Below are 20,896 nucleotides of genomic sequence, written 5' to 3' on the forward strand. Positions count from 1 at the left end.
ACCCGAACTTTCTGCCACCCGACAGAACAGAGAAGACCCCGGGGGAATTCCCCCGGGGTCTCAGGTTCCCCCGACCGCGCGCTCGGCGCGCGGCCCGTCAGTCGCAGCTGGGGTGGAACCGGCACCAGTGCGCCGGCGCCGCCCCGGCCGGAGCCGCGGCGAGGGCGCCGGCGCCCATGGTCAGCGCCGCGGTCGCCAGTACGGCGGCGATCTTCGATCGGAGCCGCGTACGCGTGGCGGAAGTGGAGCGGGTACGGGTCATCGCTGTCTCCTCGGATCGGGATCGACCGGAGCCGAGTGGCCGGGTCGAGTGCGTGCACGCGTGCGGGGTGCGGTGCCGGGGGCCACCCCCGTGGGCTCCCGGCGACGGACCCCGCACGGCGCTGCGCCGCACCGCGTCACGGCGTGATCTTCACCGAGTTGATCGGTGACAGGTTCTTCACCATGTACGTACCGGCCGGAAGGTAGCCGGTGGAGCAGCCGGTGCCGTTGTAACCGGTGCACGTCCAGAACTTCCAGCCGTTGGTCTGGTTGTTGTAGATGACGTGGTCCCCCTCCATGTTGGAGAGGTTGTAGGTGCCCGCCGCGGACCTCGACCAGATGATGTCGTTCCAGCCCGTGCCTTGCCCGTAGATGCACACGGAACCCACCGGACAGTCCGACGGCGACGCCTGCGCGGATCCGGCCCCGAGGATGGCCGTGGCGAGCGTCATGACCCCGGTGGCTGCACCGGCGGCGAGCTTCGTGCGGACGGATGTGCGTGACATGGCGGTCTCCTTGGTCGGTGAAGGCGGGTCCCCGTGCGTCCCCCGGTTCCTCCGCTGCACCGATGTTCCGGCCCGCCCTGCCACCCCCGCGATGGTTTCGGTGGAGGCCGAAAGGTCGGCCCGCCCGGTCGATCCGCCCGGTCCGGGGAGAGCGGTCCCTCCCGGGACAACCAGAGGCCCCGGACGGGCGTCCTCATGATCGACATGATCGATGCGCGCGAACCCGCGCACGCCGCACGGCAGGAGCCCGCTCAGTGACCACCTCGACCGGCCCGGAGGCGAGCACCGAGCACGGGAAGCCACGGGCCGCGCTCGCCGCGCTGGGCTCGTCCGCCGCCGTCACGGCCGTGGTCGTGGCCGTCGGGTACGCCACCTGTCGGTGGGCGGCCACCGGCCTCCCGCTGGAACCCCTCCCCGGCTCGCCGTGGCCCTACCTCGCCACCTGGGGCGCCCTCTGCCTGGCCTGGGGCCTGCTGCTGCGCTGGTCGACCGGGTTCGTGGGCGTGGAGGGCGGCGCCCAGGCGGTCGGCGCCCTGGCCTTCGCGGGCGTCCGTACCTCCCTGGCGCACCGCCCCGACCTCACCCTCCTGTGGACGTACGGCGCCCTCGCCCTCGCACTGGCCGCGACGGCCGCGGTCTTCTGGCGGCGCCGCCACCGCTCCTGAAGCTCAGCCGCCGCTGTGGAGGAGGTCCACGCCCAGCGCCGTCGCGGAGTGCAGGACCGCCTTGCCGGTGCGGGCCGTGGTGATCAGGCCCGCCGCGCGCAGGGTGCGGGTGTGCTCCGAGACCGACGGGAGGCTGATGTCGAGGTCGCGGGCCAGCTCGGAGGTGGTGCGCTGCTCGGTGAGCAGCTGGAGGACGGCGGCCCTGGTCCGCCCCAGGAGCGCGTCCAGCGCGCCGTCCGCACGGTCCGGGGACACCAGGGGCAGGGGGGTCATCGCCGGGTAGAGGAGGACGTACGTCCCGTCCGGGTGGTCGTCCAGCAGCGGCCGGCCCGTCCAGAACGGCGAGGGCATCAGGACGAGCCCGCGGCCGCCGAGGCGGACCTCGAAGTCCGGCGGCCGGTCCACCTCGAAGACCAGGCCCGACCAGCCGGCCGCCGGGTGCGTGCTCGCCAGGCAGGCCTTGATCCCGTGGGCGGCCAGCAGCCGGGTCCGCCAGGCCACGTCCGCCTGGAAGGACTGCCGGATCCGCGGCCACTGCGGGGCGATGAGCACGTCGTACGCGGACCGGATCGCGGAGTCGAGCTGCTGCCAGGCCTCCCGGTCCTGCCCCCACAGGGCGCGCAGCCAGGACGGGGACCCGGGCGCGCGGGCGGCGGCGCGGGCCAGCCCCTCCGGGGTGAGGAACGGGACCCGGTCCCGTATGACGCCGATCCCCTCCTCCAGGCTCCGCGCGTACGGCTCCACGAAGGGGGGATTGTCGCCGTCGGGCCGGATCAGGTCGAAGAGCGGGCGCACCCGCTCCGGCAGCTCCCGCGCGGCCAGGCTCCGCCAACGGCCGAAAACCGCCTGCTGGTCCGTGCGCTGGGCGGCGACGAGCGCCAGGGCGAGCTCCACCAGGGGAAGCGGCTCGCTCGCGAAGGTGATGTTGAGCAGGTCCTCGGCCTCGAAGTGCACGCGCAGCATGTCCGCCCCCGGGCCCTGCTCTGGGTGTCAGCCGTACATGCGGCGCATGGCGTAGTCGACCATCTGCTCGACCGCCTTCGCGTCGAACACCATCCGGTGGTCGCCCTCCATGTCGAGGACGAACCCGTACCCGGTGGGCAGCAGGTCGATCACCTCGGCGCCGGTGATCACGAAGTACTTGGACTCCTTGCCGGCGTACCGGCGCAGCTCCTTGAGCGTGGTGAACATCGGGATGACCGGCTGCTGCGTGTTGTGCAGCGCGAGGAAACCCGGGGTGTCGCCGCGCGGGCAGTAGACCTTCGAGGAGGCGAAGATCTGCTGGAAGTCCTCGGCGGACAGCGACCCGGTCGTGAAGGCGCGTACCGCGTCCGCGAGGGAGGGCGGCGAGGGCTCCGGGTACAGCGGCTGCTGCTGCTGCGCGTAGCCCTGCTGGGGCTGGGCGTAGCCGCCCTGCTGCCCCGCGCTCACGTTCTGGTCGTAGCCGTACATGGCCCGAAGCCTACCGAGGCGGTGGCCTCCGGGTGCGTCGAGTTCCGGTCAGTGGGACTTCAGCCCCTGGACGAAGCCGTGCCAGGCGGTGGCCCCGACCATGAGCACGGGCCCGCCCTGCACCTTGGAGTCCCGAACGGGGACGAGTCCGGCCACCCCGTCGGCGACCGCAACGCAGTCCCCGTCCTCACCGTTGCTGTACGTGCTCGTCCGCCAGACGGCATCGCTCAAGTCAATGGTGGTGCTCTCCATTTCGGAGCTCCTCGGCTATAGATTCGATCATGGCGAGGGACGCCTCGGACGGCAGTGCGGCAGCCCTGAGCCGATCGTATGCCTTGCGATAGGCCTTCACCGTGGCCGGATCCTCGACAAGTTGGCCGTAGTACGGACCCTCGGTGTACATGATCGGCGGCTCCGCATCGAACTCCAGGAGCTTGATCGAATGCGCCATGAACGGCTGGGTCGCAGCGTTCCACAGAAGGATCTGTGGAACGATCCTCCGGCGCCTGGTCAGCGCGGCGATGTGGTCCAGCTGTTCCGCCATCTCCAGGCCGGACAGCAACGGGTTCCGTAGCAGCGACTCCTGCATGATCACCCAGTACTCCGGCCTCTTCGGGTTCTCGAAGAGCCTGGCTCGGCGCAACCGGTTCTGGACCTTCGCCTCCACCTCCTCCGGCAGGTACATGGGGTGCGTCGAGTAGGTGATCGCGCGGGTGTACGGCGGGGTCTGCAGCAGGCCGGGAATGATCGAGTTGGCCCAGTCCTCGATACTCCGCGCCCGCAACTCACTCTCCGCCACCGGTGCGAAGTACACCGCGTGGCCGCCGCTCCGCGCCTTCTGCACGTCTTCGCAGCACCGCTCGAAGAACCCGTCCGTACCCAGGATCCCGTCCACATGCCGCGCCAGGTCCATCGGCATGCGGCGCTGCCCGCGCTCGATCTCGCTCAGGTAGCTGACCCCGTAAAAGCTGCCCGCGACGGTCTGCTGAAGGGTGAGCCCCGCCACCTCCCGACGCCAGCGCAACTCCTTGCCGTAGAACGCCGGCACGCTCGCCGAGCCGTCAATGTCCTTGCTCTTACCCACCGTCGGAGCCTGCTTTCCACACTTCGTGCTGTGGACTCGAAACGCTTCCCAAGCTACGCCGAGCGACGCCAGCCTGTGAGCAGTTCGTCACTCCCCGCTGCGAAGGAATGCCCCATGAGCGACCACCCCCACGACCACGAGGCGACCCGGGCCCTGGAGAACCTCCGCTCCGCCCTCACCGCGAACGGCATCGTGCTGCCCTCCCTCGACCTCCACCTCCTCTCCTACGCCGGGCGGTACGCCAGCCCACCCCTCATCGCCCTCGGCAACTGCAACCCGGCCACGGCCCAGCGCCTGGCCGACGCCCTGGCGGGCACGCCATGAACGGGGACCTCACCCTCCACCTCCTCGCCACCCCCGGCGCCGTCCCCCTGGCCCGCCACGCGGTGCGGGAGCACCTGGGGTGCCACACCGCCGAGCTCTGCGTCAGCGAGCTGCTGACCAACGCCCTCACCCACCTGGGCGAAGGCACGCCCGTCACCCTGCGGGTCACCGGAAGGGCAGCCCGTACACGGGTCGAGCTCACCGATCCCGACCCGCACGCACGCCCCGTAAGGCGGCACCCCGCGGACGGGGACGAATCCGGGCGGGGTCTAGCCCTGCTCGACGCCCTCGCGGTGCAATGGGGCGTCATCCAGGGGCCCGGGAGCAAGACGGTCTGGTGTGAGCTCGAACTTGACCCTGGTCACAGTCGCCACGGAAGGGTTGCTCTTATTACCGGCGGGTAGCATCATTACGTTACCGATTGGTATGCACGAGGAACCACTCTCACCGAGCCTTAACGGAGCCGTCGCCATGGGGCACTACAAGTCGAATCTCCGCGACATCGAGTTCAACCTCTTCGAGGTGCTCGGGCGCGACAACGTGTACGGCACCGGCCCGTTCGGTGAGATGGACGGCGAGACCGCCCGCACGATCCTCAGTGAGATAGCCAAGCTCGCCGAGAACGAGCTGGCCGCCTCCTTCGAGGACGCCGACCGCAACCCGCCGGTCTTCGACCCGACGACGAACACCGCGCCCGTGCCGGCGTCCTTCAAGAAGAGCTACAAGGCCTTCATGGACTCCGAGTACTGGCGCCTGGGCCTGCCCGAGGAGATCGGCGGCACCACCTCGCCCCGCTCCCTGATCTGGGCCTTCGCCGAGACGATCCTGGGCGCGAACCCGGCCGTGTGGATGTACTCCTCCGGCCCGGCGTTCGCCGGCGTCCTCTTCGAAGAGGGCAACGAGGTCCAGAAGAAGATCGCCGCGCTCGCCGTCGAGAAGCGCTGGGGCTCCACCATGGTCCTCACCGAGCCGGACGCCGGCTCGGACGTCGGCGCGGGCCGCACGAAGGCGGTCCAGCAGGACGACGGCTCCTGGCACATCGAGGGCGTGAAGCGCTTCATCACCTCCGGCGAGCACGACATGGAGGAGAACATCCTCCACTACGTCCTCGCGCGCCCCGAGGGCCACGGCGCGGGCACCAAGGGCCTGTCGCTCTTCCTGGTCCCGAAGTTCCACTTCGACTGGGAGACCGGCGAGCTGGGCGAGCGCAACGGCGTCTACGCGACGAACGTCGAGCACAAGATGGGCCTCAAGGCCTCCAACACGTGCGAGATGACCTTCGGCGACCAGCACCCCGCCAAGGGCTGGCTGATCGGTGACAAGCACGACGGCATCCGCCAGATGTTCATGATCATCGAGTTCGCCCGCATGATGGTCGGCACGAAGGCCATCGCGACGCTCTCGACGGGCTACCTGAACGCCCTGGAGTACGCCAAAGAGCGCGTGCAGGGTCCCGACCTGGCCAACTTCATGGACAAGACGGCCCCCAAGGTCACCATCACGCACCACCCCGACGTGCGCCGCTCGCTCATGACGCAGAAGGCGTACGCCGAGGGCATGCGCGCCCTGGTGCTCTACACCGCCTCCGTCCAGGACGAGATCCAGGTCAAGCAGGCCGCCGGCGAGGACACCGCGTCCCTCGTGGGCCTGAACGACCTGCTGCTGCCGATCGTGAAGGGCTACGGCTCCGAGAAGTCCTACGAGCAGCTCGCGCAGTCGCTCCAGACCTTCGGCGGCTCGGGCTACCTGCAGGAATACCCGATCGAGCAGTACATCCGCGACGCCAAGATCGACACCCTCTACGAGGGCACCACGGCCATCCAGGGCCAGGACTTCTTCTTCCGGAAGATCGTCCGCGACCAGGGTGCCTCGCTGAACGTCCTCTCCGAGACGATCAAGAAGTTCCTGGCCGAGGGCCCCGGCGGCGAGGAGCTGGCCCCGGCCCGCGACGCGCTCGCCAAGGCGGCCGTCGACCTGGAGGCCATCGTCGGCCAGATGATCGTCGACCTCACCGCCACCGGCGAGGACGTCAAGAACATCTACAAGGTCGGCCAGAACACCACCCGGCTGCTCATGGCCTCCGGTGACGTGGTCGTCGGTTACCTGCTCCTCAAGGGCGCGGCCGTCGCCGCCGAGAAGCTGCCGGCCGCCTCCGCCAAGGACGTGCCGTTCTACACCGGCAAGATCGCGGCGGCGAAGTTCTTCGCCGGCGAGGTCCTCCCCGGCGTCTCGGTGGCCCGCGCGCTCGCCGAGGCCGTCGACAACACCCTGATGGAGCTCGACGAGGCCGCCTTCTAGGCCCCCGTCCCTCCACCCACAGCTGTACGCGGTGTACGTACGCGCAGACGGCCGGGTCCTCCGCACGGGGGCCCGGCCGTCGGCGTGCGCCCGCGGGCGGTACGGGGCCCCGCGGCCGCGCCCCGCGCGCAGGGCCCCGTACCGCCTGTGGGCTGCGGGGTTCCCGGGATGTCGGTGGTTCGTGGGACGCTCGTGGGTATGAGTCCACAGGAGCAGCAGCGCGGCAGCAGGGGGTACTCGGTCCCCACCGGTCGGCCCTATGCCCTCAAGGAGCTGCAGTCCGCCGTGGGCAGCCTCGGAGACCACCTCAAGGAGCTCTACGAGGGCGCCCACCCCACCGAGTACGAATCGGTGGCCGACGCCCTCTACACCGCCTTCCAGACCGCCGCCGGGCTCGCCCCCGCCAAGAGCTACACCGGCTGCCCGGAGCACCCCAACGGCGCCCTCGACCCCGAGGCGCCCGACGGCTGGGGGCGCTGCCTGATCTGCAACGACCGGCGCCGCCTCGGACTGCGCGCCCAGGGCGCCCGGGCCGCGTCCGCCGCCCCGCCCGCCGGGGAGCAGCGCCGGCTCGGATACCCCGTACCGGACCCCCCGTACACCCTCCAGGCGCTCCAGACCCGGCTGCGCACGGTCGAGGAGCGGCGCTTCCACCTGAGCCTGTCCTCGCCCCCCGACGACTTCGTCGCGATGGCCGACGACCTGCACCGGGCCTTCATCGTGGCCCGCGAGCTGTCACGGCCGCGCAACGCCTCCGGCTGCTCCGAGCACCCCGGCGCACCCATCGACCCCGACGCACCTCCCGGTGAGGGCTGTATCTTCTGCGCCGGACGCAAGAGGCGCGCGCAGCGCTCCGCGCAGACCCCGGAGATGCTCCCGCGCATCCGCCGGGGCGAGCGCAGACAGCTGCAGCGCCGCTTCGACCGTCCGTCGGGCTGACACAGCCCGGGGGCCCGGGCCACACCCCCGCGGCCCCTTCTCCGGCTATCCGCCGCAGTCCGGCCATGACGAACACGACCGTCGTTAAGGTGACCCACATGAGCTCTCCCGCCGCCGCCCGCTTCGACCGCGGCCACACCGACGACCTGATGACCTTCCTGGCGGCGAGTCCGTCGCAGTACCACGCCGTGGCCAACGCGGCCGAGCGGCTGGAGAAGGCCGGATTCAGGCAGTTGGCCGAGACCGACGCGTGGGACGCGAGCACGGGCGGCAAGTTCGTACTCCGCGGGGGCGCGATCATCGCCTGGTACGTGCCCGAAGGCGCGGCCGCGCACACCCCCTTCCGGATCATCGGCGCGCACACCGACTCCCCCAACCTCCGGGTCAAGCCGCTCCCCGACACCGGCGCCCAGGGCTGGCGGCAGATCGCCGTCGAGATCTACGGCGGCACCCTGCTCAACACCTGGCTCGACCGCGACCTGGGCCTGGCCGGACGCCTCACCCTGCTCGACGGCACCGAACGGCTCGTCAACATCGACCGGGCGCTGATGCGCGTACCCCAACTCGCCGTGCACCTCGACCGGTCGGTGAACACCGACGGGCTCAAGCTGGACAAGCAGCGGCACATGCAGCCGATCTGGGGCCTCGGCGACGTCCACGAGGGCGACCTGATCGCCTTCCTGGAGGACGAGGAGGACCTGGAGCGCGGCTCCGTCGCCGGATGGGACCTGATGGTCCATTCGATCGAGCCCCCGGCCTACCTCGGCCGCGACCGCGAGCTCCTCGCGGGCCCTCGCATGGACAACCTGCTCTCCGTCCACGCGGGCGTCGCGGCCCTCGCCGCGGCCTCCACGGCCGGCACGCTCGACCACATCCCGGTGCTGGCCGCCTTCGACCACGAGGAGAACGGCTCGCAGTCGGACACCGGCGCGGACGGCCCCCTGCTGGGCAACGTGCTGGAACGTTCAGTCTTCTCGCGCGGCGGCACCTACGAGGACCGCGCGCGGGCCTTCGCCGGCGCGATCTGCCTCTCCTCCGACACCGGCCACGCCGTGCACCCCAACTACGCGGAGCGGCACGACCCCTCGCACCACCCGCGCGCCAACGGCGGCCCGATCCTGAAGGTCAACGTCAACCAGCGCTACGCCACCGACGGCAGCGGGCGCGCGGTGTTCGTGAACGCCTGCGAGCGCGCCGGCGTCCCGTGGCAGACCTTCGTCTCCAACAACTCCATGCCGTGCGGCACCACGATCGGCCCGATCACCGCGGCCCGCCACGGCATCCAGACCGTCGACATCGGCGTGGCCATCCTGTCGATGCACAGCGCCCGCGAACTGTGCGGCGCCGACGACCCGTACCTCCTGGCCAACGTCATGCTGGCGTTCCTGGAAAGCTGAGCGGCCGCCGTCATCAGGCAGTCGTGACCGTGCCCGCCGGGGGAACTCCCCTGGCGGGCACGGTCACACCGCACCTCGGGCCCCTCAGTCGTCCATGCCCGCCAGCACCAGGGGCAGCCGGGTCGCGCCGTCGGCGGTGATGGTCAGCGGGACGCCCCAGTCCTGCTGGTGGACGTGGCAGGCCGGGTACTCGTTCTCGGGGTCGTCGTCGCAGGACGCGGCCATCGCCGAGACGTGCAGGACGCCCTCGGTCAGCTCCGGGTTCAGCGCGAGCTCCCGGAACAGGTCGGTCCCGGCGCCCTCCCCCGCCGTCAGCAGCTCGGGCGGGGTCGAGGAGACCAGCAGCCGGGTCGAGGGCCCGTAGCGGGTGTCGAGCTTCTGGCCGCTCGGCGCCTGGAAGACGATGTCGAGCCGGAGCGTGCCGGGGGCCACCTCGGTGGCGGCCCGCTTGGTGCGGTGGGCGACCGCGTCGACCCGTACGGCTTCCTCCGGAAGCCGCAGCCGGGTCAGCCGGTGCCGGGCCGACTCCACCACCACGATGTCGTCCCCGACCAGCACGGCGTCGCTCGGCTCGCGCAGGTCGGTCGCCAGGGTGGTGACCTGCCCGGTGGACGGGTCGAAGCGGCGCAGGGCGTGGTTGTACGTGTCGCACACCGCGACCGAGCCGTCGGGCAGCGCGGTGACGCCGAGCGGATGCTGGAGCAGCGCCTGGGCGGCGTCCCCGTCCCGGTGGCCGAAGTCGAACAGGCCGGACCCGACGGCCGTGCGGATGGCATAGCCGCCCTCGCCCGGCTCGACGTACCTGAGGGAGCTGGTCTCGGAGTCGGCGATCCACAGCCGGTCCGGCGTGGCGGCCAGCCCCGACGGCTGGGCGAACCAGGCCTCGGCGGCCGGCCCGTCGTGCAGCCCCTCGTTGGTCGTCCCGGCGGCGACCTCCACGGTGTCGCTCTCCGGGTCCCAGGTCCACAGCTGGTGGACGCCCGCCATCGCGATCCACACCCGGCCCTGCCACCAGGCCACGTCCCACGGCGAGGACAGGTCGACCTCCCGGGCCGGCCCGGAGGTCGCAGACCCCTGCCACCACTGCCGCCCGGTCCCGGCGACGGTCTCCACGGCCCCGGTCGCGGGGTCGAAGCGCCGCAGCGCGTGATTGACGGTGTCGGCGACGACCACGGACCCGTCGGGCAGCAGCGCCAGCCCCTGCGGCTCGCTGAACGCCTCCGGCCCGAAGCCGCGCTCCCCGCCACCGATGCGCCGTACGACGCTCTCCCCGTCGGGGTCCAGCTCCACCAGCTGGTGCCGGGTCGTGTCGGAGACGAGCAGGTTCCCGGAGGGCAGCACGAGCGCCTTCCCGGGGAACCGCAGGTCCCCCGCCACCGGCTCGGGAGCCACGTACGGCCCGTCCCCGCGCCGCAGCGTGCCCTTGGCCTCGTGCTCGGCCTCCAGCTCCGCCACGAGCTTCGCGAGGGCGTGCGCGTGCCCCTCCCCGGCGTGCTGCGCGACGACGTACCCCTCGGGGTCGATCACCACGAGCGTGGGCCAGGCGCGGACGGCGTACTGCTTCCAGGTCGCGAGCTCGGGGTCGTCGAGGACGGGGTGGTGCACCCCGTACCGCTCGACGGCGTCGACGACGGCGGAGTGCTCGGCCTCGTGCACGAACTTCGGCGAGTGCACGCCGACGATCACGAGGGTGTCGCGGTGCTTCTCCTCCAGCTCCCGCAACTCGTCCAGCACGTGCAGGCAGTTCACACAGCAGAAGGTCCAGAAATCGAGGATCGTGATGCGTCCTCGCAGGTCGGCGAGGGTCAGGTCCTTCCCGCCGGTGTTGAGCCAGCCACCCTTGCCGATCAGCTCGGGGGCACGGACACGGGCACGTCGGCGGGGCGCGGGCGCGGGGGTGGGCGCCGGGGCGGCATCGTTCATGCTTCAAGCTTGCCATCCTCGCGGACCGGGCCTCAGGGGGTGGGCGGGGTCAGTGCCGCGGCCGCGGTGGCGGCGGCGCGCTCGATGAGGGCGGTGCCGGTCTCACGGGTGGGCTGGCCGTCCGTGAGGACGGCGATCAGGAGCGTGTGGCCTTCGTGCTCGACGAGGCCGATGCTGTTGACGGCCCAGCGTGCGGGCGCTCCGACCGGGAGCCAGCCGTTCTTGAGTACGGGCGGCGTGCCGGGGGCCCTCGCGGCGCCGACGCCCCAGTTCTGGTCGGCGGCGATGCCGGCCATCAGGGTGCGCACGTAGGACCTGGAGGCGGCGGTCAAGGGGGAGTTCTCGGTGAACACGGCCTTCAGGAGGGTGATTTGATCGCCGGTCGTGGTGCGGGTGAGCCCCCAGGGGCCCTGCTGACCGGCGTGGGCCGGGGTGAGGCCGAGCCGGGCGTTGGCCGCGTCCAGGCCCGGGCGCCTGCCGATGGCCGTCCAGAGTTCCTGGGCCGCGTCGTTGTCGCTGACGCGGATCATGGCCGAGGCCAGCCGCCGCTGGTCGGGGGTGAGGCCGCCGCGGTCCTGGGTCCGGAGCAGCAGGGCGGCCAGGATGTCGACCTTGATGATGCTCGCGGAGACGAAGGTCTCGGTGGACGGGCCGTAGGCGGCCGCGCGGCCCGAGGTCAGGTCCTCCACGGCGAGGGCGTACCGGCCGTGGTGCGGCCCGAGCCCGTCGAGGGCGCGGCGCACGGCCTGGTCGGGGGACGGTGGGGAAGGGGCCGGCGCGGTGGGGGCCGGCGCGGCTGCCGCCGTCGGCAGGGGGCGGGGCGGCGCGGGCTCGGCGAGGCCCGGGGTCGGGATCAGGAGGCGGGCCGCCAGGGCGCCGCCCAGGACCAGGGGGAGGAGCAAGGCCGTCCGGTGCTTCATGCGGGACCCGCTTTCGGATGTCCGGACACGCGGACATGGCCCCGCGGCGCGTCAGGGCGCGTCAGGGCATGCCGAAGCGAGCCGTGGCGTGTGTCGGGGCGTGGAGAGGGGTGCGGAGAGGGGTGCGGAGAGGGGTGCGGCTCAGCCGCCGCAGGAGCGGGTGATCTTCTCGTCCTCGCCGATCTCGATCGGGAAGGACGAGGGGAGGTCGCCGCCGAGGTTCACGGTCCATCCGTGGGTGACGGTCCCGGACGAGGGGTTGTCCGCGAGCCAGAACGGGGGTGCGGTGGGGGAGCAGGTGCCGGCCGTCGGGCCCTGGGTGGAGCGGAGCCGCGCGGCCACGTACTGCTGCCCGAGCGTCTCCGGTGCCGAGGAGTCACCGGACTTGGCGGCCGCCACCAGTCCGCCGTAGAAGCCGGAGACCGTCGGATCGCCGCCCTTGCCGCCCGAGGCGTTCGTCGTGCAGGTCACCTCGACCACTTTCCCCGTGGTCCCGTCGAAGGTGACGGAAGGGCTCCGGTCGAGCGGTTCGGTCCCCCGGTACAGCAGGACCTGACCCGCCGCCAGCACGCCGTCGACCGCCTCGCCGCAGGTCACGCCGAGCGAGTCGGTGCCCCAGATCCGCCGGTACGTGGGCTCGTTGGCGAAGAGCGCCGCCACCTCGGCCGGATCCACCTGGGAGCGGGTGGCGGGGTTCTGGTAGCGCAGGGCGGAGAGGAACAGGGTGTTCGTCGCCCGGGCCGGGTCGACCGGGGGCCGCTTCACGGGCTCGGAAGGGGCGGGAGGCAGTTCGGGGCTCGGTGCGGTCGCCGCCGGTGCGGGTGGCGCGGTGCGGTCCCGGCCCTCCTGGACGGCGAAGCCGGCGCCCAGGGCCACGATCGCCGCGGCCGCCGCCGCACCCGTCCGCAGGCGGCGCCTGCGCTGCCGCACCCGCCCGATGAGTCCGTCCACGTCGTAGCCGCGCGGCGGTTCCCGGTCCGCGCGGTCGAGCATGGCCGCGGCCAGCTCCTCCTCCAGGTCGAAGTCCTTCATGCCGCCCCTTCCGAACCCGCGCGCAGTGCCTGTGTACCGACGGTCGACCGGAGCTTCGACAGGCCCCGGGCCACCTGGGACCGGACCGAGCCGGCCGAGATGTTCATCAAGCGGCCGATCTCCGCGTCGTCGAGGTCCTCGAAGTACCGCAGGACCAGCACGGTGCGCATCCCGACCGGCAGGCACTGCAGTCCGCGCATCAGCTCGTCGCGGGCCACGAGCCCTTTGTACGGGTCGACGGCGGTCCCGCCCCCGATCCCCCCGAAGCCGTCCTCCAGGGGCACTTCCGCCCGTCCGCGCAGCGTGCGCCAGCGGTCGTTCGCGAGGTTCACCAGGATCCGGCGGGCGTAGGCCTCCGGTGCGTCGGCGGAGCGGACCTTGCGCCAGTGCCGGCACACCTGCTCCAGCGTGGACTGCACCAGGTCGTCGGCGACGTGCCGCTCACCGGTGATCAGCACGGCGGTCCTGAAGAGTGCCGAGGACCGTGCCTGCACGAAGGCCGTGAAGGCGGGCACATCAGCGGTCCGCATGGCCACCCGGCCCGTGCCTCTTGCGCATCCGCACCGTCTGCATCGGCACCCCTCCCGAAGCCCCCTTGGCTCCCCCGACGTACTGACGGGGCCCGCCGCCCGTCTGCTGCACGCGCCTGGCGACCGTGACCCAAGCGTTATCTCCCGCCCCCCGCCGGTGCCGCGCGCACTCCCCCTGCACGGCCCTGACCAGGTACCCGGTGCGGCACGGGTTGAGTAGGCGTACTCAGGTGGCGGGACCCGGCGGCTTCGAGACTGGCAGCAGAACGAACGAAGCGGAACAGGAAGCGGGGAACGGTGAACGTCACGGTGCGGCGCTGGTCGAAGGCGGAGATGTGGGTGCCCGGTGCGTACCTGGCACTGGTGGTCGCGCTGCTGGTCTTCATGGCGGTCGTCAGCCGGACCGGGGACATCGGGTTCTTCGGGATCTGGCCGATCCTGGCCACGGCGCCGGTCAGCCTGTTGCTGCTGATGGCCGTCGGACCGGCCGCGGACGCCCTGGACGGGTCGGCGCCGCCCGAGGGCCCCGGCCACGTAGGCCCCGTGTACGAAGGCTCCACGCCGCCCCCCGAGCCGCCGCACCCGGAGTTCGCGCCGGAGTCCGGCCCGCCCCCCGCGGACTGGGTGGCACCGGACACGTCCTTCGACCCCAAGCTCGACATCTGGCCCGAACTCGGCTTCTACGGCGCGATCCTGTTCAGCGCCCTCGCCAACGCCACGGCGATCTGGGCCCTGCTCCGCTACGCGGCACGGCAGCAGGCCGCCAGGCGTCCGCAGCTCTAGGTGTCCTGCCGATCAGGCTCCGAAGTCGTGCAGGGAGCGGACCAGGGAGGTCACGAAGGCGTTCTGGACCTCGGGCGGGAGGAGGTCCAGGGAGAGGTACGGGTTGAGGTCCTCCAGCTCCACAAGGAGGAGCTCGCCCGAGGGGGCGCGGCAGGCGTCCACGCGCTGGATGCCGTGGGTGAGGGTGTTCCAGCCGATGAACGTCCGGGCGAAGGCCAGGTCCTCGGGGGTGGCCTCGTAGGGGACCAGCTCCCAGCGGCGGGCCGGGTCGGGGGCGTAGAGGGCGTACTGGAAGGCGTCGTCGACGAAGTAGAAGGACACCTCGTACGCGAAGTCGATGCGCGGCTGGATCAGGAACTCCCCCGGGGCGCAGTCCGGGTGCGGGGTGAAGGTGAGCCCTATCGAGTCCGCGCCCTGCTTCGGCTTCACCGCGTAGGAGGGGGACGGCGGCAGGAGGGCGAGGTCCGCCGGGTCGTCGACGGTCGGGATGACCGGGTGGCCCGAGGCGGTCAGGTCGACCAGGTACTGCTTGCCGGCCATGTCGCCGCGGCCCGTCAGGGGGTTGTAGACCCGGGTGCCGGCGGCGAGGGCGGCCGCGCGGAAGGAGTCGTAGGCCTCCTGGTGGTGGAGGACCGGGCCGCTGTTGCGGACGACCACGGTGTCGAAGGCCGGGAGGAGGGCCTCCGCGTCCAGGGGGTGGCACAGGGCGAGCGGGAAGTGCTCGCGCAGGCGTGCGGTGAGGAAGACGTCCTCGTCGCCGTAGCGGCGGCCGCGCGCCGGATACGCCAGGTCGGTCACGTAGAGGAGTGGCATGACCCGAACCTATCCCGGGCAGCGATGAGGACGTGAAATACCTGGTACGGGACAAAATGCTGGCCATCGGGGACGACTACTGGATCGAGGACGAGGACGGCCGGCACGCCTTCCTCGTGGACGGGAAGGCGCTGCGCTTCCGGGACACCCTGGAGCTGAAGGATCCCGACGGACGGCTCCTCATCACGCTGCGGGAGAAGCTCTTCGCCCTGCGCGACGCGATGACCCTGGAACGCGACGAGCGGCGGCTCGCGGTGATCCGGAAGAAGCGTTTCTCGCTGCTGCGCAACCACTACCTGGTCACGCTCAACGAGGGCACCGAGCTCGATGTCAGCGGGCGGATCCTGGACCGGGAGTTCAAGGTCGAGTACGAGGGGGAACTGCTCGCGCTGATCTCCCGCCAGTGGTACCGGGTCCGCGAGACGTACGCGGTGGACGTGATCCGCGAGGACGCCGACGCCTCGCTGCTGATCGCCGTCGCCGTGTGCGTGATCCGGATGGCGGAGAAGGAGCGGGAGGGCCCGGGCGACGAGTAGCCCCGGTCAGTCGCAGTCGCCGCGGCCGCAGTCCTGGAGCGGTCCGGCGCCGGGGATGGCCGTCAGGGCCTCGCGCAGGGCGGCGCGCTCGGGTCCGGTGAGGCTGCCGTCGTACGTGACCTCCAGCCGGGTCGCGGAACCGACGCGCTCCTCGTGGATGCCCGTCACGCCGTACCGCCACAGGTCCCCCCGCGCGAGGCCGTCCTCGCCGTACCGGGGGCCGGGGATCTCCACGGAGTAGGCGTACGAGGGCCTCAGCCAGACCTCGTACGCCAGCGAGCCCACGAAGGCCAGCGCCCCCGCGGTCACGAGCGCGGCCGCACCGGCGCACACCCGGGCGGGGACCCGGCGGCGGCGCGGATCGGCCGTGGCGGCCAGCAGCAGGACGACCGCCGACGGGATCACCGCGATGAAGCCGAAGGACACGAGCACGGTCCCGAGGAGGAGACCGGACGCACCGAGGGCGAGGCACAGGGTCCGGAAGGCCCCGCGGTCCCGGACGAAGGGGGTCGGGGCGACGGCGAGGAAGGGGAGGATCAGGACCATGCCGAACGGGGACGTCACGCCCCAGGCCGTCATGGCGGCCATGAGGAGGGTGGCGAGGCCGGCCATCGAGCGCTGGAGCCAGTGGACCCGGTCCACCGGCTCCACGGATTCCGCCGGCTCCGCCGACTCCGCCGCTTCCTCCACGTCCGTCATGGCCCGCACCCCGCCCCCGCGTTCGTCTCCCGATGGTTCCGGGCGAGTAAAGCAGGCCGGGTCAGCGGCCGAGGCGGCGGTCCTTCAGGGCCGGGAACTGCTCGCGGGTCTCCGCGACCTTCTTCGGGTCGAGGTCCACCGTCAGGACCTCCTCCCCCGGGCCCGCCTCCGCGAGGACCTCGCCCCAGGGGTCCACGACCAGGCTGTGGCCGGCCTGTTCCACACCCCCGTTGGTGCCGGCCGTCCCGCACGCGAGGACGTACGACTGGTTCTCGACGGCACGGGCCCGGTTCAGCAGCGTCCAGTGGCCCCGGCGGCGGGCCGGCCAGCCCGCGGAGACGACCAGCGTCGTCGCCCCGGCGTCGATGAGGCCGCGGAACAGCTCCGGGAAGCGCAGGTCGTAGCAGGTGGCCAGGCCGAGGGTCTGCTCCGGCAGGGCCACCGTGGTGAGGGACTCGCCCGCGGACATCAGGACGGCCTCGCCCTGGTCGAAGCCGAACCGGTGGATCTTGCGGTACGTGGCGGCGAGCTCGCCCGCCGGGGAGAGGACGAGCGCGGTGTTGTACAGCGAGCCGTCGCCCGCGCGCTCTACGAAGGAACCGACGTGCAGCCAGACCCCGGCATCGCGGGCGGCCGCGGCCATGGCCCCGTAGGTCGGGCCGTCCAGCGGCTCGGCCTCTGTCTCGAACTGCTCGTAGGCGAAGGCCCCAACGGTCCACAGCTCGGGCAGGACCACGAGGTCCGCGCCGGACTGCTCGCGCACGAGGTCGGCGGCCCGGGAGCGGCGGGAAACCACCGACTCCCCCTCATTCACCGCGATTTGGATCAGAGAAGCGCGCACAGTACCACCGTCCTGGCTTTCCAGCCGTCAACTCGGGCCTACGATCGTCACACGAAAGCACTGCCGGGGTGCTCACCGGCAGCGTAGTTTTGAAGCCATTGCACAAGCTTCCGGAACGCGCCAATGCGCCAACGCGCCCAACAGGCCAATGAACAGCACGCGAGGGGTCCCGTTGACCGTCCATCCGCATCCCAGCCTTCAGCCCTATGCCGACGCGTGGACCCACTCCATCGAGGCGATATCCGAGCTGGTCCTTCCGTTGACGGAAGGCGAGTGGAGCCGGGCGACGCCCTGCCCGAACTGGTCCGTGCGCGATGTCGTGTCCCACGTCATCGGGATCGAGTGCGAGCAGCTGGGCGATCCGCGGCCGATCCACACCCTGCCGCGGGACCTGCGGCACGTGGTCGACGAGTTCTCCCGGTACATGGAAGTGCAGGTCGACGTGCGCCGCCACCACACGGCGCCCGAGATGACCTCCGAGCTGGAGTACACGATCATCCGCCGCTCCCGGCAGCTGCGGAACGAGAAGCGGGAACCGGACACGATGATCCGCGGCCCGCTGGGCGAGCCGGCCACCCTGGAACACTCGCTCCGGCTGCGCGCGTTCGACGTCTGGCTCCACGAGCAGGACCTGCGCGCGGCCCTGGGCGTACCGGGGAACTGGGACTCGCCGGGGGCCTACGTGGCCCGGGACGTCCTGCTGTCCGGGCTGCCGAAGGTGGTCGCGAAGAAGGCGGGCGCGCCCGCGAACTCCGCCGTCGTCATCGACGTGCACGGGGCGCTGGAGTTCATGCGGACCGTACGGGTCGACGCGGAGGGCCGCGGCACCATCGACAAGGCGCCTTCGCTGGGGCCCGCGGTGACGCTGACCCTGGACTGGGAGACGTACGTGCGGCTCGCGGCCGGCCGGGTGCGTGCGCACACCGTCGCCGACCGGGTGAAGGTGGAGGGTGACCCGGCGTTGGCCGAGGCGATCCTGACCCACTTCTCCGTGACCCCGTGACCGGTCCGGCCCGATGGACCCCTCCGGCCCGATGGACCCATCCGGCCCGATGGACCGGGTGCTCGCCGAGCGGATCCCCGCCGACCGGGGGACGGGGGCGATCCTCGCGCGGTACCTGCGCTCCCTGGCCGTGCACGGGCAGGAGTGCACGCCCGCCGAGCTGGAGCAGCTCGGCGCCGTCGCCCACGACCTGGCCGCCGCCTGCCTCGCCGGGCGGCCCGGCGCCGCCGACGAGCCGTCGCGGGAGGACCGGACCAGGGCGCTCATGGCCCGGATCGACACCTTCATCGGCCACAACCTCGGCGATCCCGAGCTGAGCCCGTCCGTGGTCGCCGCCCGGCACGGCATGTCGCTGCGCCGGCTCCAGCTCCTCTTCCGGGAGCGCGGGGAGACCGTGGCGGCCGCGATCCGCCGCCGCAGGCTGGAGCGCTGCCGCGAGGACCTCGCCGATCCCGGCCGGCTCACCGTCCCCGTCCACGCCGTGGCCCTGCGCTGGGGATTCACCGGCGCCTCGGTGTTCAGCCGCCTGTTCCGCGAGACGTACGGGACCGGCCCCGGCGAGTTCCGCCGTACGGCGGTGGCTTCGGCGGTGGCGTCGGCGGGTCCCGCGGACGCACGCACGGCCCGGCCCGCCGACCGGCCCGTTGCGTGGATTGTCAACGGTCCCTGCACGCAGCGCACACGCGGCCGCGCGGAGCCCTCATAGGCTCGGCACGCGTTGGCCGGAACCCGACTCCGCGGAGTCGACGGACGGACAGGCGGGAAAGGACGGGGGTCTGTCCCGCCCCGGCCCGTCCTCCCCGGTGCGGGGGCCGGCGCTCGCGGCGCTCGCCGCGCCCGCGGGGACCCGCTCGCGTTCGCGGGCCAGGGCTCGGCCGCGCAGCCGCAGGATCTGGGCGATGCCGAGGAGTTCCAGGAAGAAGACCGAGGAGAACGCGATGCGGTAGTTGTCCCCGGTGGCGTCGAGGAGCAGGCCCACCACCAGCAGGGTCGTCATCGAGGCGAGGAAACCGCCCATGTTGGTGATGCCGGAGGCGGTGCCCTGACGTTCCGCCGGGTTGGCGGGCCGGGCGAAGTCGAAGCCGATCATCGACGCCGGGCCGCAGGTGCCCAGGACCAGGCAGAGCGCGATCAGCAGCCACATCGGCGCGTGGTCCCCGGGGTAGGCCAGGACCGAGCCCCAGAGGAGGGCGGTGAGGGCGACCGTGCCGAGGGCGAGCGGGATCCGGGAGGACTGCCGGCGGCCGACGATCTGGCCGTAGACCAGCCCGAGCGCCATGTTCGAGGCGACCACCAGCGTGAGCAGCCCGCCCGCGGTGGTCCGCGAGAGCCCCTGGGCCTCGACGAGGAACGGCATGCCCCACAGCAGCAGGAACACCATCGCCGGGAACTGCGTCGTGAAGTGCACCCACAGCCCGAGCCTGGTGCCGGGCTCCTTCCAGGAGTCGGCGATCTGGCGCCGGACGAAGCCCCCCGCCCCGGAGCCCGGCCCGGCGGCGGCCCGCGGTGCGGGCTCGTGGCCCTCCGGGTGGTCGCGCAGGAACAGCACGAGCGGGACCAGGACGATCAGCCCCGCCACCGCGCTGCCCGCGAAGGCCGGCACCCAGCCGACCCCGTGCAGTACGGGGGCCAGCACCAGCGTGGAGATCAGGTTGCCGGCCATCCCCACCAGGCCGGCCAGCTGCGCCATCAGCGGGCCCCGGCGGGCCGGGAACCAGCGGGTGCCGAGGCGCAGCACGGAGATGAAGGTCATGGCGTCCCCGCAGCCCAGCAGGGCGCGGGCCGCCAGGGCCATCCCGTAGGAGGGGGACAGCGCGAAGCCGATCTGGCCGGCGGTGAAGAGCACGGCGCCGAGGGTGAGCACCTTCTTGGTGCCGAGCCGGTCCACCATCAGGCCGACGGGTATCTGCATGCCCGCGTAGACCAGCAGCTGGAGCAGGGAGAAGGTGGACAGGGCCGAGGCGTTCACGTGGAAGCGGTCGGCGGCCTCCAGCCCGGCCACGCCGAGGCTGGTGCGGAAGATGACCGCCACGAAGTAGACGGCGACGCCGATCGACCAGACGAGCACCGCCTTGCGGCCGCCCGGCGGGTCCTTGAAAACGGCGTGCGCGGGAACGGCGTGCGCGGGAACGGCGTGAGCGGGAACGGCGGGAGCCGGAACGGCGGCGGACGCGGAGCTCATCGGCCGGACCCCCGCACCAGTTCCCCGATCCGGCTCACGTGCGCCCGTACGGCCGCGGCGGCCGTGTCGGCGTCGCCCGCGCGCAGGGCGTCGAGGATCTCCCGGTGCTCTGCCAGCGTCCGCTCCACCCGTTCGGGGTGGGCGTGCAGCAGGGCCACGCCCATGCGGAGCTGGCGGTCGCGCAGTTGGTCGTAGAGGCGGCCGAGGATCTGGTTGCCGGCGCTGCGCACGATCTCCGCGTGGAAGGCGCGGTCGACGGCCATCATCGCCCCGAGCTCGCCCGCGTCGCCGAGCCGGCGCTGCTCCTCGACCAGTTCCGCGAGCCGTTCCAGCAGCCCGGCCGGGGCGGGCACGGCCCGGCGGACGGTGTACTCCTCCACCAGCAGCCGGGTCTCGATCACGTCGGCGATCTCCTGGGCGGAGACCGCGAGGACGAGCGCGCCCTTCTTCGGGTAGAGCTTCAGCAGCCCCTCGGTCTCCAGCCGCAGCAGTGCTTCGCGGACCGGTGTGCGCGATACCCCGACGGCGACCGCGAGTTCCCCTTCGGTCAGCAGCACCCCGCCCTCGTAGCGGCGGTCGAGCACGGCCTGCTTGACGTGTCGGTAGACGCGTTCGGCAGCGGTCACGGTGGTACCGGCGGTACTGGCGGATGGCATGCGCACAGCATAGATACAACAGAGGTGCAACTCGGAGCCCGTCCACGATGTG

Annotated in this window: 25 protein-coding genes; 10 read left to right on the top strand and 15 right to left on the bottom strand. The window is 72.2% G+C overall.

Annotation, left to right across the window (positions count from 1 at the left end):
* Positions 1–97: 97 nt before the first annotated feature.
* Both ACIA8F_RS00125 and ACIA8F_RS00130 read right to left on the bottom strand, forming a co-directional pair.
* Positions 98–262 carry a hypothetical protein gene (locus ACIA8F_RS00125; RefSeq protein WP_399375882.1) on the bottom strand — a complete coding sequence of 55 codons (165 nt, stop codon included), beginning with the start codon at positions 260–262 and terminating at the stop codon, positions 98–100.
* 136 nt (positions 263–398) lie between these two features.
* Positions 399–767 carry a hypothetical protein gene (locus tag ACIA8F_RS00130; RefSeq protein WP_399375883.1) on the bottom strand — a complete coding sequence of 123 codons (369 nt, stop codon included), beginning with the start codon at positions 765–767 and terminating at the stop codon, positions 399–401.
* Positions 768–1,021: 254 nt separating this feature from the next.
* Between ACIA8F_RS00130 and ACIA8F_RS00135 the strand changes: the two genes are divergently transcribed.
* Entirely contained in the window at positions 1,022–1,432 is a 411-nt protein-coding gene (locus tag ACIA8F_RS00135) for a hypothetical protein (protein ID WP_399375884.1), read from the top strand.
* Positions 1,433–1,435: 3 nt separating this feature from the next.
* Here the strand turns inward: ACIA8F_RS00135 and ACIA8F_RS00140 are convergent, their stop codons facing one another.
* The 4 genes from ACIA8F_RS00140 to ACIA8F_RS00155 are packed head-to-tail and all read right to left on the bottom strand — an operon-like array spanning position 1,436 to position 3,968.
* Positions 1,436–2,395 carry a helix-turn-helix domain-containing protein gene (locus ACIA8F_RS00140; protein ID WP_399375885.1) on the bottom strand — a complete coding sequence of 320 codons (960 nt, stop codon included), beginning with the start codon at positions 2,393–2,395 and terminating at the stop codon, positions 1,436–1,438.
* A 27-nt stretch (positions 2,396–2,422) separates the two neighbouring features.
* Entirely contained in the window at positions 2,423–2,884 is a 462-nt protein-coding gene (locus ACIA8F_RS00145; RefSeq protein ID WP_399375886.1) for an SseB family protein, read from the bottom strand.
* Positions 2,885–2,932: 48 nt separating this feature from the next.
* On the bottom strand, positions 2,933–3,136 hold the full coding sequence (locus ACIA8F_RS00150) for a DUF397 domain-containing protein (RefSeq protein WP_399375887.1): 204 nt from the start codon (positions 3,134–3,136) through the stop codon (positions 2,933–2,935).
* Entirely contained in the window at positions 3,117–3,968 is an 852-nt protein-coding gene (locus tag ACIA8F_RS00155) for a Scr1 family TA system antitoxin-like transcriptional regulator (protein WP_399375888.1), read from the bottom strand. The genes ACIA8F_RS00150 and ACIA8F_RS00155 overlap by 20 nt, the downstream gene beginning before the upstream one ends.
* 114 nt (positions 3,969–4,082) lie before the next feature.
* Here ACIA8F_RS00155 and ACIA8F_RS00160 point away from each other — a divergent pair, with 114 nt between their 5' ends.
* The 5 genes from ACIA8F_RS00160 to ACIA8F_RS00180 all read left to right on the top strand — a co-directional run bounded on the left by ACIA8F_RS00160 (position 4,083) and on the right by ACIA8F_RS00180 (position 8,926).
* Complete coding sequence (locus ACIA8F_RS00160; RefSeq protein ID WP_399375889.1) at positions 4,083–4,292, top strand: hypothetical protein; 210 nt, start codon at positions 4,083–4,085, stop codon at positions 4,290–4,292.
* Entirely contained in the window at positions 4,289–4,696 is a 408-nt protein-coding gene (locus ACIA8F_RS00165; RefSeq protein ID WP_399375890.1) for an ATP-binding protein, read from the top strand. The genes ACIA8F_RS00160 and ACIA8F_RS00165 overlap by 4 nt, the downstream gene beginning before the upstream one ends.
* A 67-nt stretch (positions 4,697–4,763) precedes the next feature.
* Positions 4,764–6,590, top strand: a complete 1,827-nt coding sequence (locus tag ACIA8F_RS00170) for an acyl-CoA dehydrogenase (protein WP_399375891.1) — start codon at positions 4,764–4,766, stop codon at positions 6,588–6,590.
* A gap of 198 nt (positions 6,591–6,788) precedes the next feature.
* Positions 6,789–7,529 carry a hypothetical protein gene (locus ACIA8F_RS00175; RefSeq protein WP_399375892.1) on the top strand — a complete coding sequence of 247 codons (741 nt, stop codon included), beginning with the start codon at positions 6,789–6,791 and terminating at the stop codon, positions 7,527–7,529.
* 98 nt (positions 7,530–7,627) lie between these two features.
* Entirely contained in the window at positions 7,628–8,926 is a 1,299-nt protein-coding gene (locus tag ACIA8F_RS00180) for a M18 family aminopeptidase (RefSeq protein WP_399375893.1), read from the top strand.
* 84 nt (positions 8,927–9,010) lie between these two features.
* On the opposite strand, the gene ACIA8F_RS00185 is transcribed toward ACIA8F_RS00180, so the two are convergent.
* The 4 genes from ACIA8F_RS00185 to ACIA8F_RS00200 all read right to left on the bottom strand — a co-directional run bounded on the left by ACIA8F_RS00185 (position 9,011) and on the right by ACIA8F_RS00200 (position 13,331).
* Positions 9,011–10,849, bottom strand: a complete 1,839-nt coding sequence (locus tag ACIA8F_RS00185) for an NHL domain-containing thioredoxin family protein (RefSeq protein WP_399375894.1) — start codon at positions 10,847–10,849, stop codon at positions 9,011–9,013.
* Between the two features lie 32 nt (positions 10,850–10,881).
* Positions 10,882–11,769, bottom strand: coding sequence for a serine hydrolase (locus ACIA8F_RS00190; RefSeq protein ID WP_399375895.1), 888 nt, complete (start codon positions 11,767–11,769; stop codon positions 10,882–10,884).
* A 141-nt stretch (positions 11,770–11,910) separates the two neighbouring features.
* On the bottom strand, positions 11,911–12,801 hold the full coding sequence (locus ACIA8F_RS00195) for a hypothetical protein (RefSeq protein ID WP_399375896.1): 891 nt from the start codon (positions 12,799–12,801) through the stop codon (positions 11,911–11,913).
* Complete coding sequence (locus ACIA8F_RS00200; protein WP_399375897.1) at positions 12,798–13,331, bottom strand: SigE family RNA polymerase sigma factor; 534 nt, start codon at positions 13,329–13,331, stop codon at positions 12,798–12,800. The genes ACIA8F_RS00195 and ACIA8F_RS00200 overlap by 4 nt, the downstream gene beginning before the upstream one ends.
* A 297-nt stretch (positions 13,332–13,628) precedes the next feature.
* Between ACIA8F_RS00200 and ACIA8F_RS00205 the strand changes: the two genes are divergently transcribed.
* Entirely contained in the window at positions 13,629–14,114 is a 486-nt protein-coding gene (locus ACIA8F_RS00205) for an SCO4225 family membrane protein (RefSeq protein ID WP_399375898.1), read from the top strand.
* Positions 14,115–14,126: 12 nt separating this feature from the next.
* On the opposite strand, the gene ACIA8F_RS00210 is transcribed toward ACIA8F_RS00205, so the two are convergent.
* Positions 14,127–14,927 (bottom strand): hypothetical protein, encoded by an 801-nt coding sequence (locus tag ACIA8F_RS00210; RefSeq protein ID WP_399375899.1) that lies wholly within the window; start codon positions 14,925–14,927, stop codon positions 14,127–14,129.
* A gap of 32 nt (positions 14,928–14,959) precedes the next feature.
* Here ACIA8F_RS00210 and ACIA8F_RS00215 point away from each other — a divergent pair, with 32 nt between their 5' ends.
* On the top strand, positions 14,960–15,463 hold the full coding sequence (locus ACIA8F_RS00215) for an LURP-one-related/scramblase family protein (RefSeq protein ID WP_399375900.1): 504 nt from the start codon (positions 14,960–14,962) through the stop codon (positions 15,461–15,463).
* A gap of 6 nt (positions 15,464–15,469) precedes the next feature.
* Here ACIA8F_RS00215 and ACIA8F_RS00220 read toward each other — a convergent pair whose 3' ends face one another.
* Together ACIA8F_RS00220 and ACIA8F_RS00225 are read right to left on the bottom strand one after the other, a co-directional pair.
* Complete coding sequence (locus tag ACIA8F_RS00220; protein WP_399375901.1) at positions 15,470–16,162, bottom strand: hypothetical protein; 693 nt, start codon at positions 16,160–16,162, stop codon at positions 15,470–15,472.
* A gap of 61 nt (positions 16,163–16,223) precedes the next feature.
* The gene (locus ACIA8F_RS00225; protein ID WP_399375902.1) at positions 16,224–17,003 is read right to left on the bottom strand and encodes a carbon-nitrogen family hydrolase; all 780 of its coding nucleotides are present in this window, start codon (positions 17,001–17,003) and stop codon (positions 16,224–16,226) included.
* Between the two features lie 172 nt (positions 17,004–17,175).
* On the opposite strand from ACIA8F_RS00225, the gene ACIA8F_RS00230 reads away from it, so the two are divergent.
* Positions 17,176–18,006, top strand: a complete 831-nt coding sequence (locus ACIA8F_RS00230) for a maleylpyruvate isomerase family mycothiol-dependent enzyme (protein WP_399375903.1) — start codon at positions 17,176–17,178, stop codon at positions 18,004–18,006.
* Positions 18,007–18,037: 31 nt separating this feature from the next.
* Complete coding sequence (locus tag ACIA8F_RS00235; RefSeq protein WP_399375904.1) at positions 18,038–18,712, top strand: helix-turn-helix domain-containing protein; 675 nt, start codon at positions 18,038–18,040, stop codon at positions 18,710–18,712.
* Here the strand turns inward: ACIA8F_RS00235 and ACIA8F_RS00240 are convergent.
* Positions 18,707–20,188, bottom strand: a complete 1,482-nt coding sequence (locus tag ACIA8F_RS00240) for a nitrate/nitrite transporter (RefSeq protein WP_399375905.1) — start codon at positions 20,186–20,188, stop codon at positions 18,707–18,709. The genes ACIA8F_RS00235 and ACIA8F_RS00240 overlap by 6 nt on opposite strands.
* Positions 20,185–20,844 (bottom strand): GntR family transcriptional regulator, encoded by a 660-nt coding sequence (locus ACIA8F_RS00245; protein WP_399375906.1) that lies wholly within the window; start codon positions 20,842–20,844, stop codon positions 20,185–20,187. Before ACIA8F_RS00245 ends, ACIA8F_RS00240 begins: the two co-directional genes overlap by 4 nt.
* Between the last annotated feature and the right edge of the window lie 52 nt (positions 20,845–20,896).

The organism is Streptomyces sp. NPDC051563 (genome assembly GCF_044454225.1).
GTDB lineage: Bacteria > Actinomycetota > Actinomycetes > Streptomycetales > Streptomycetaceae > Streptomyces.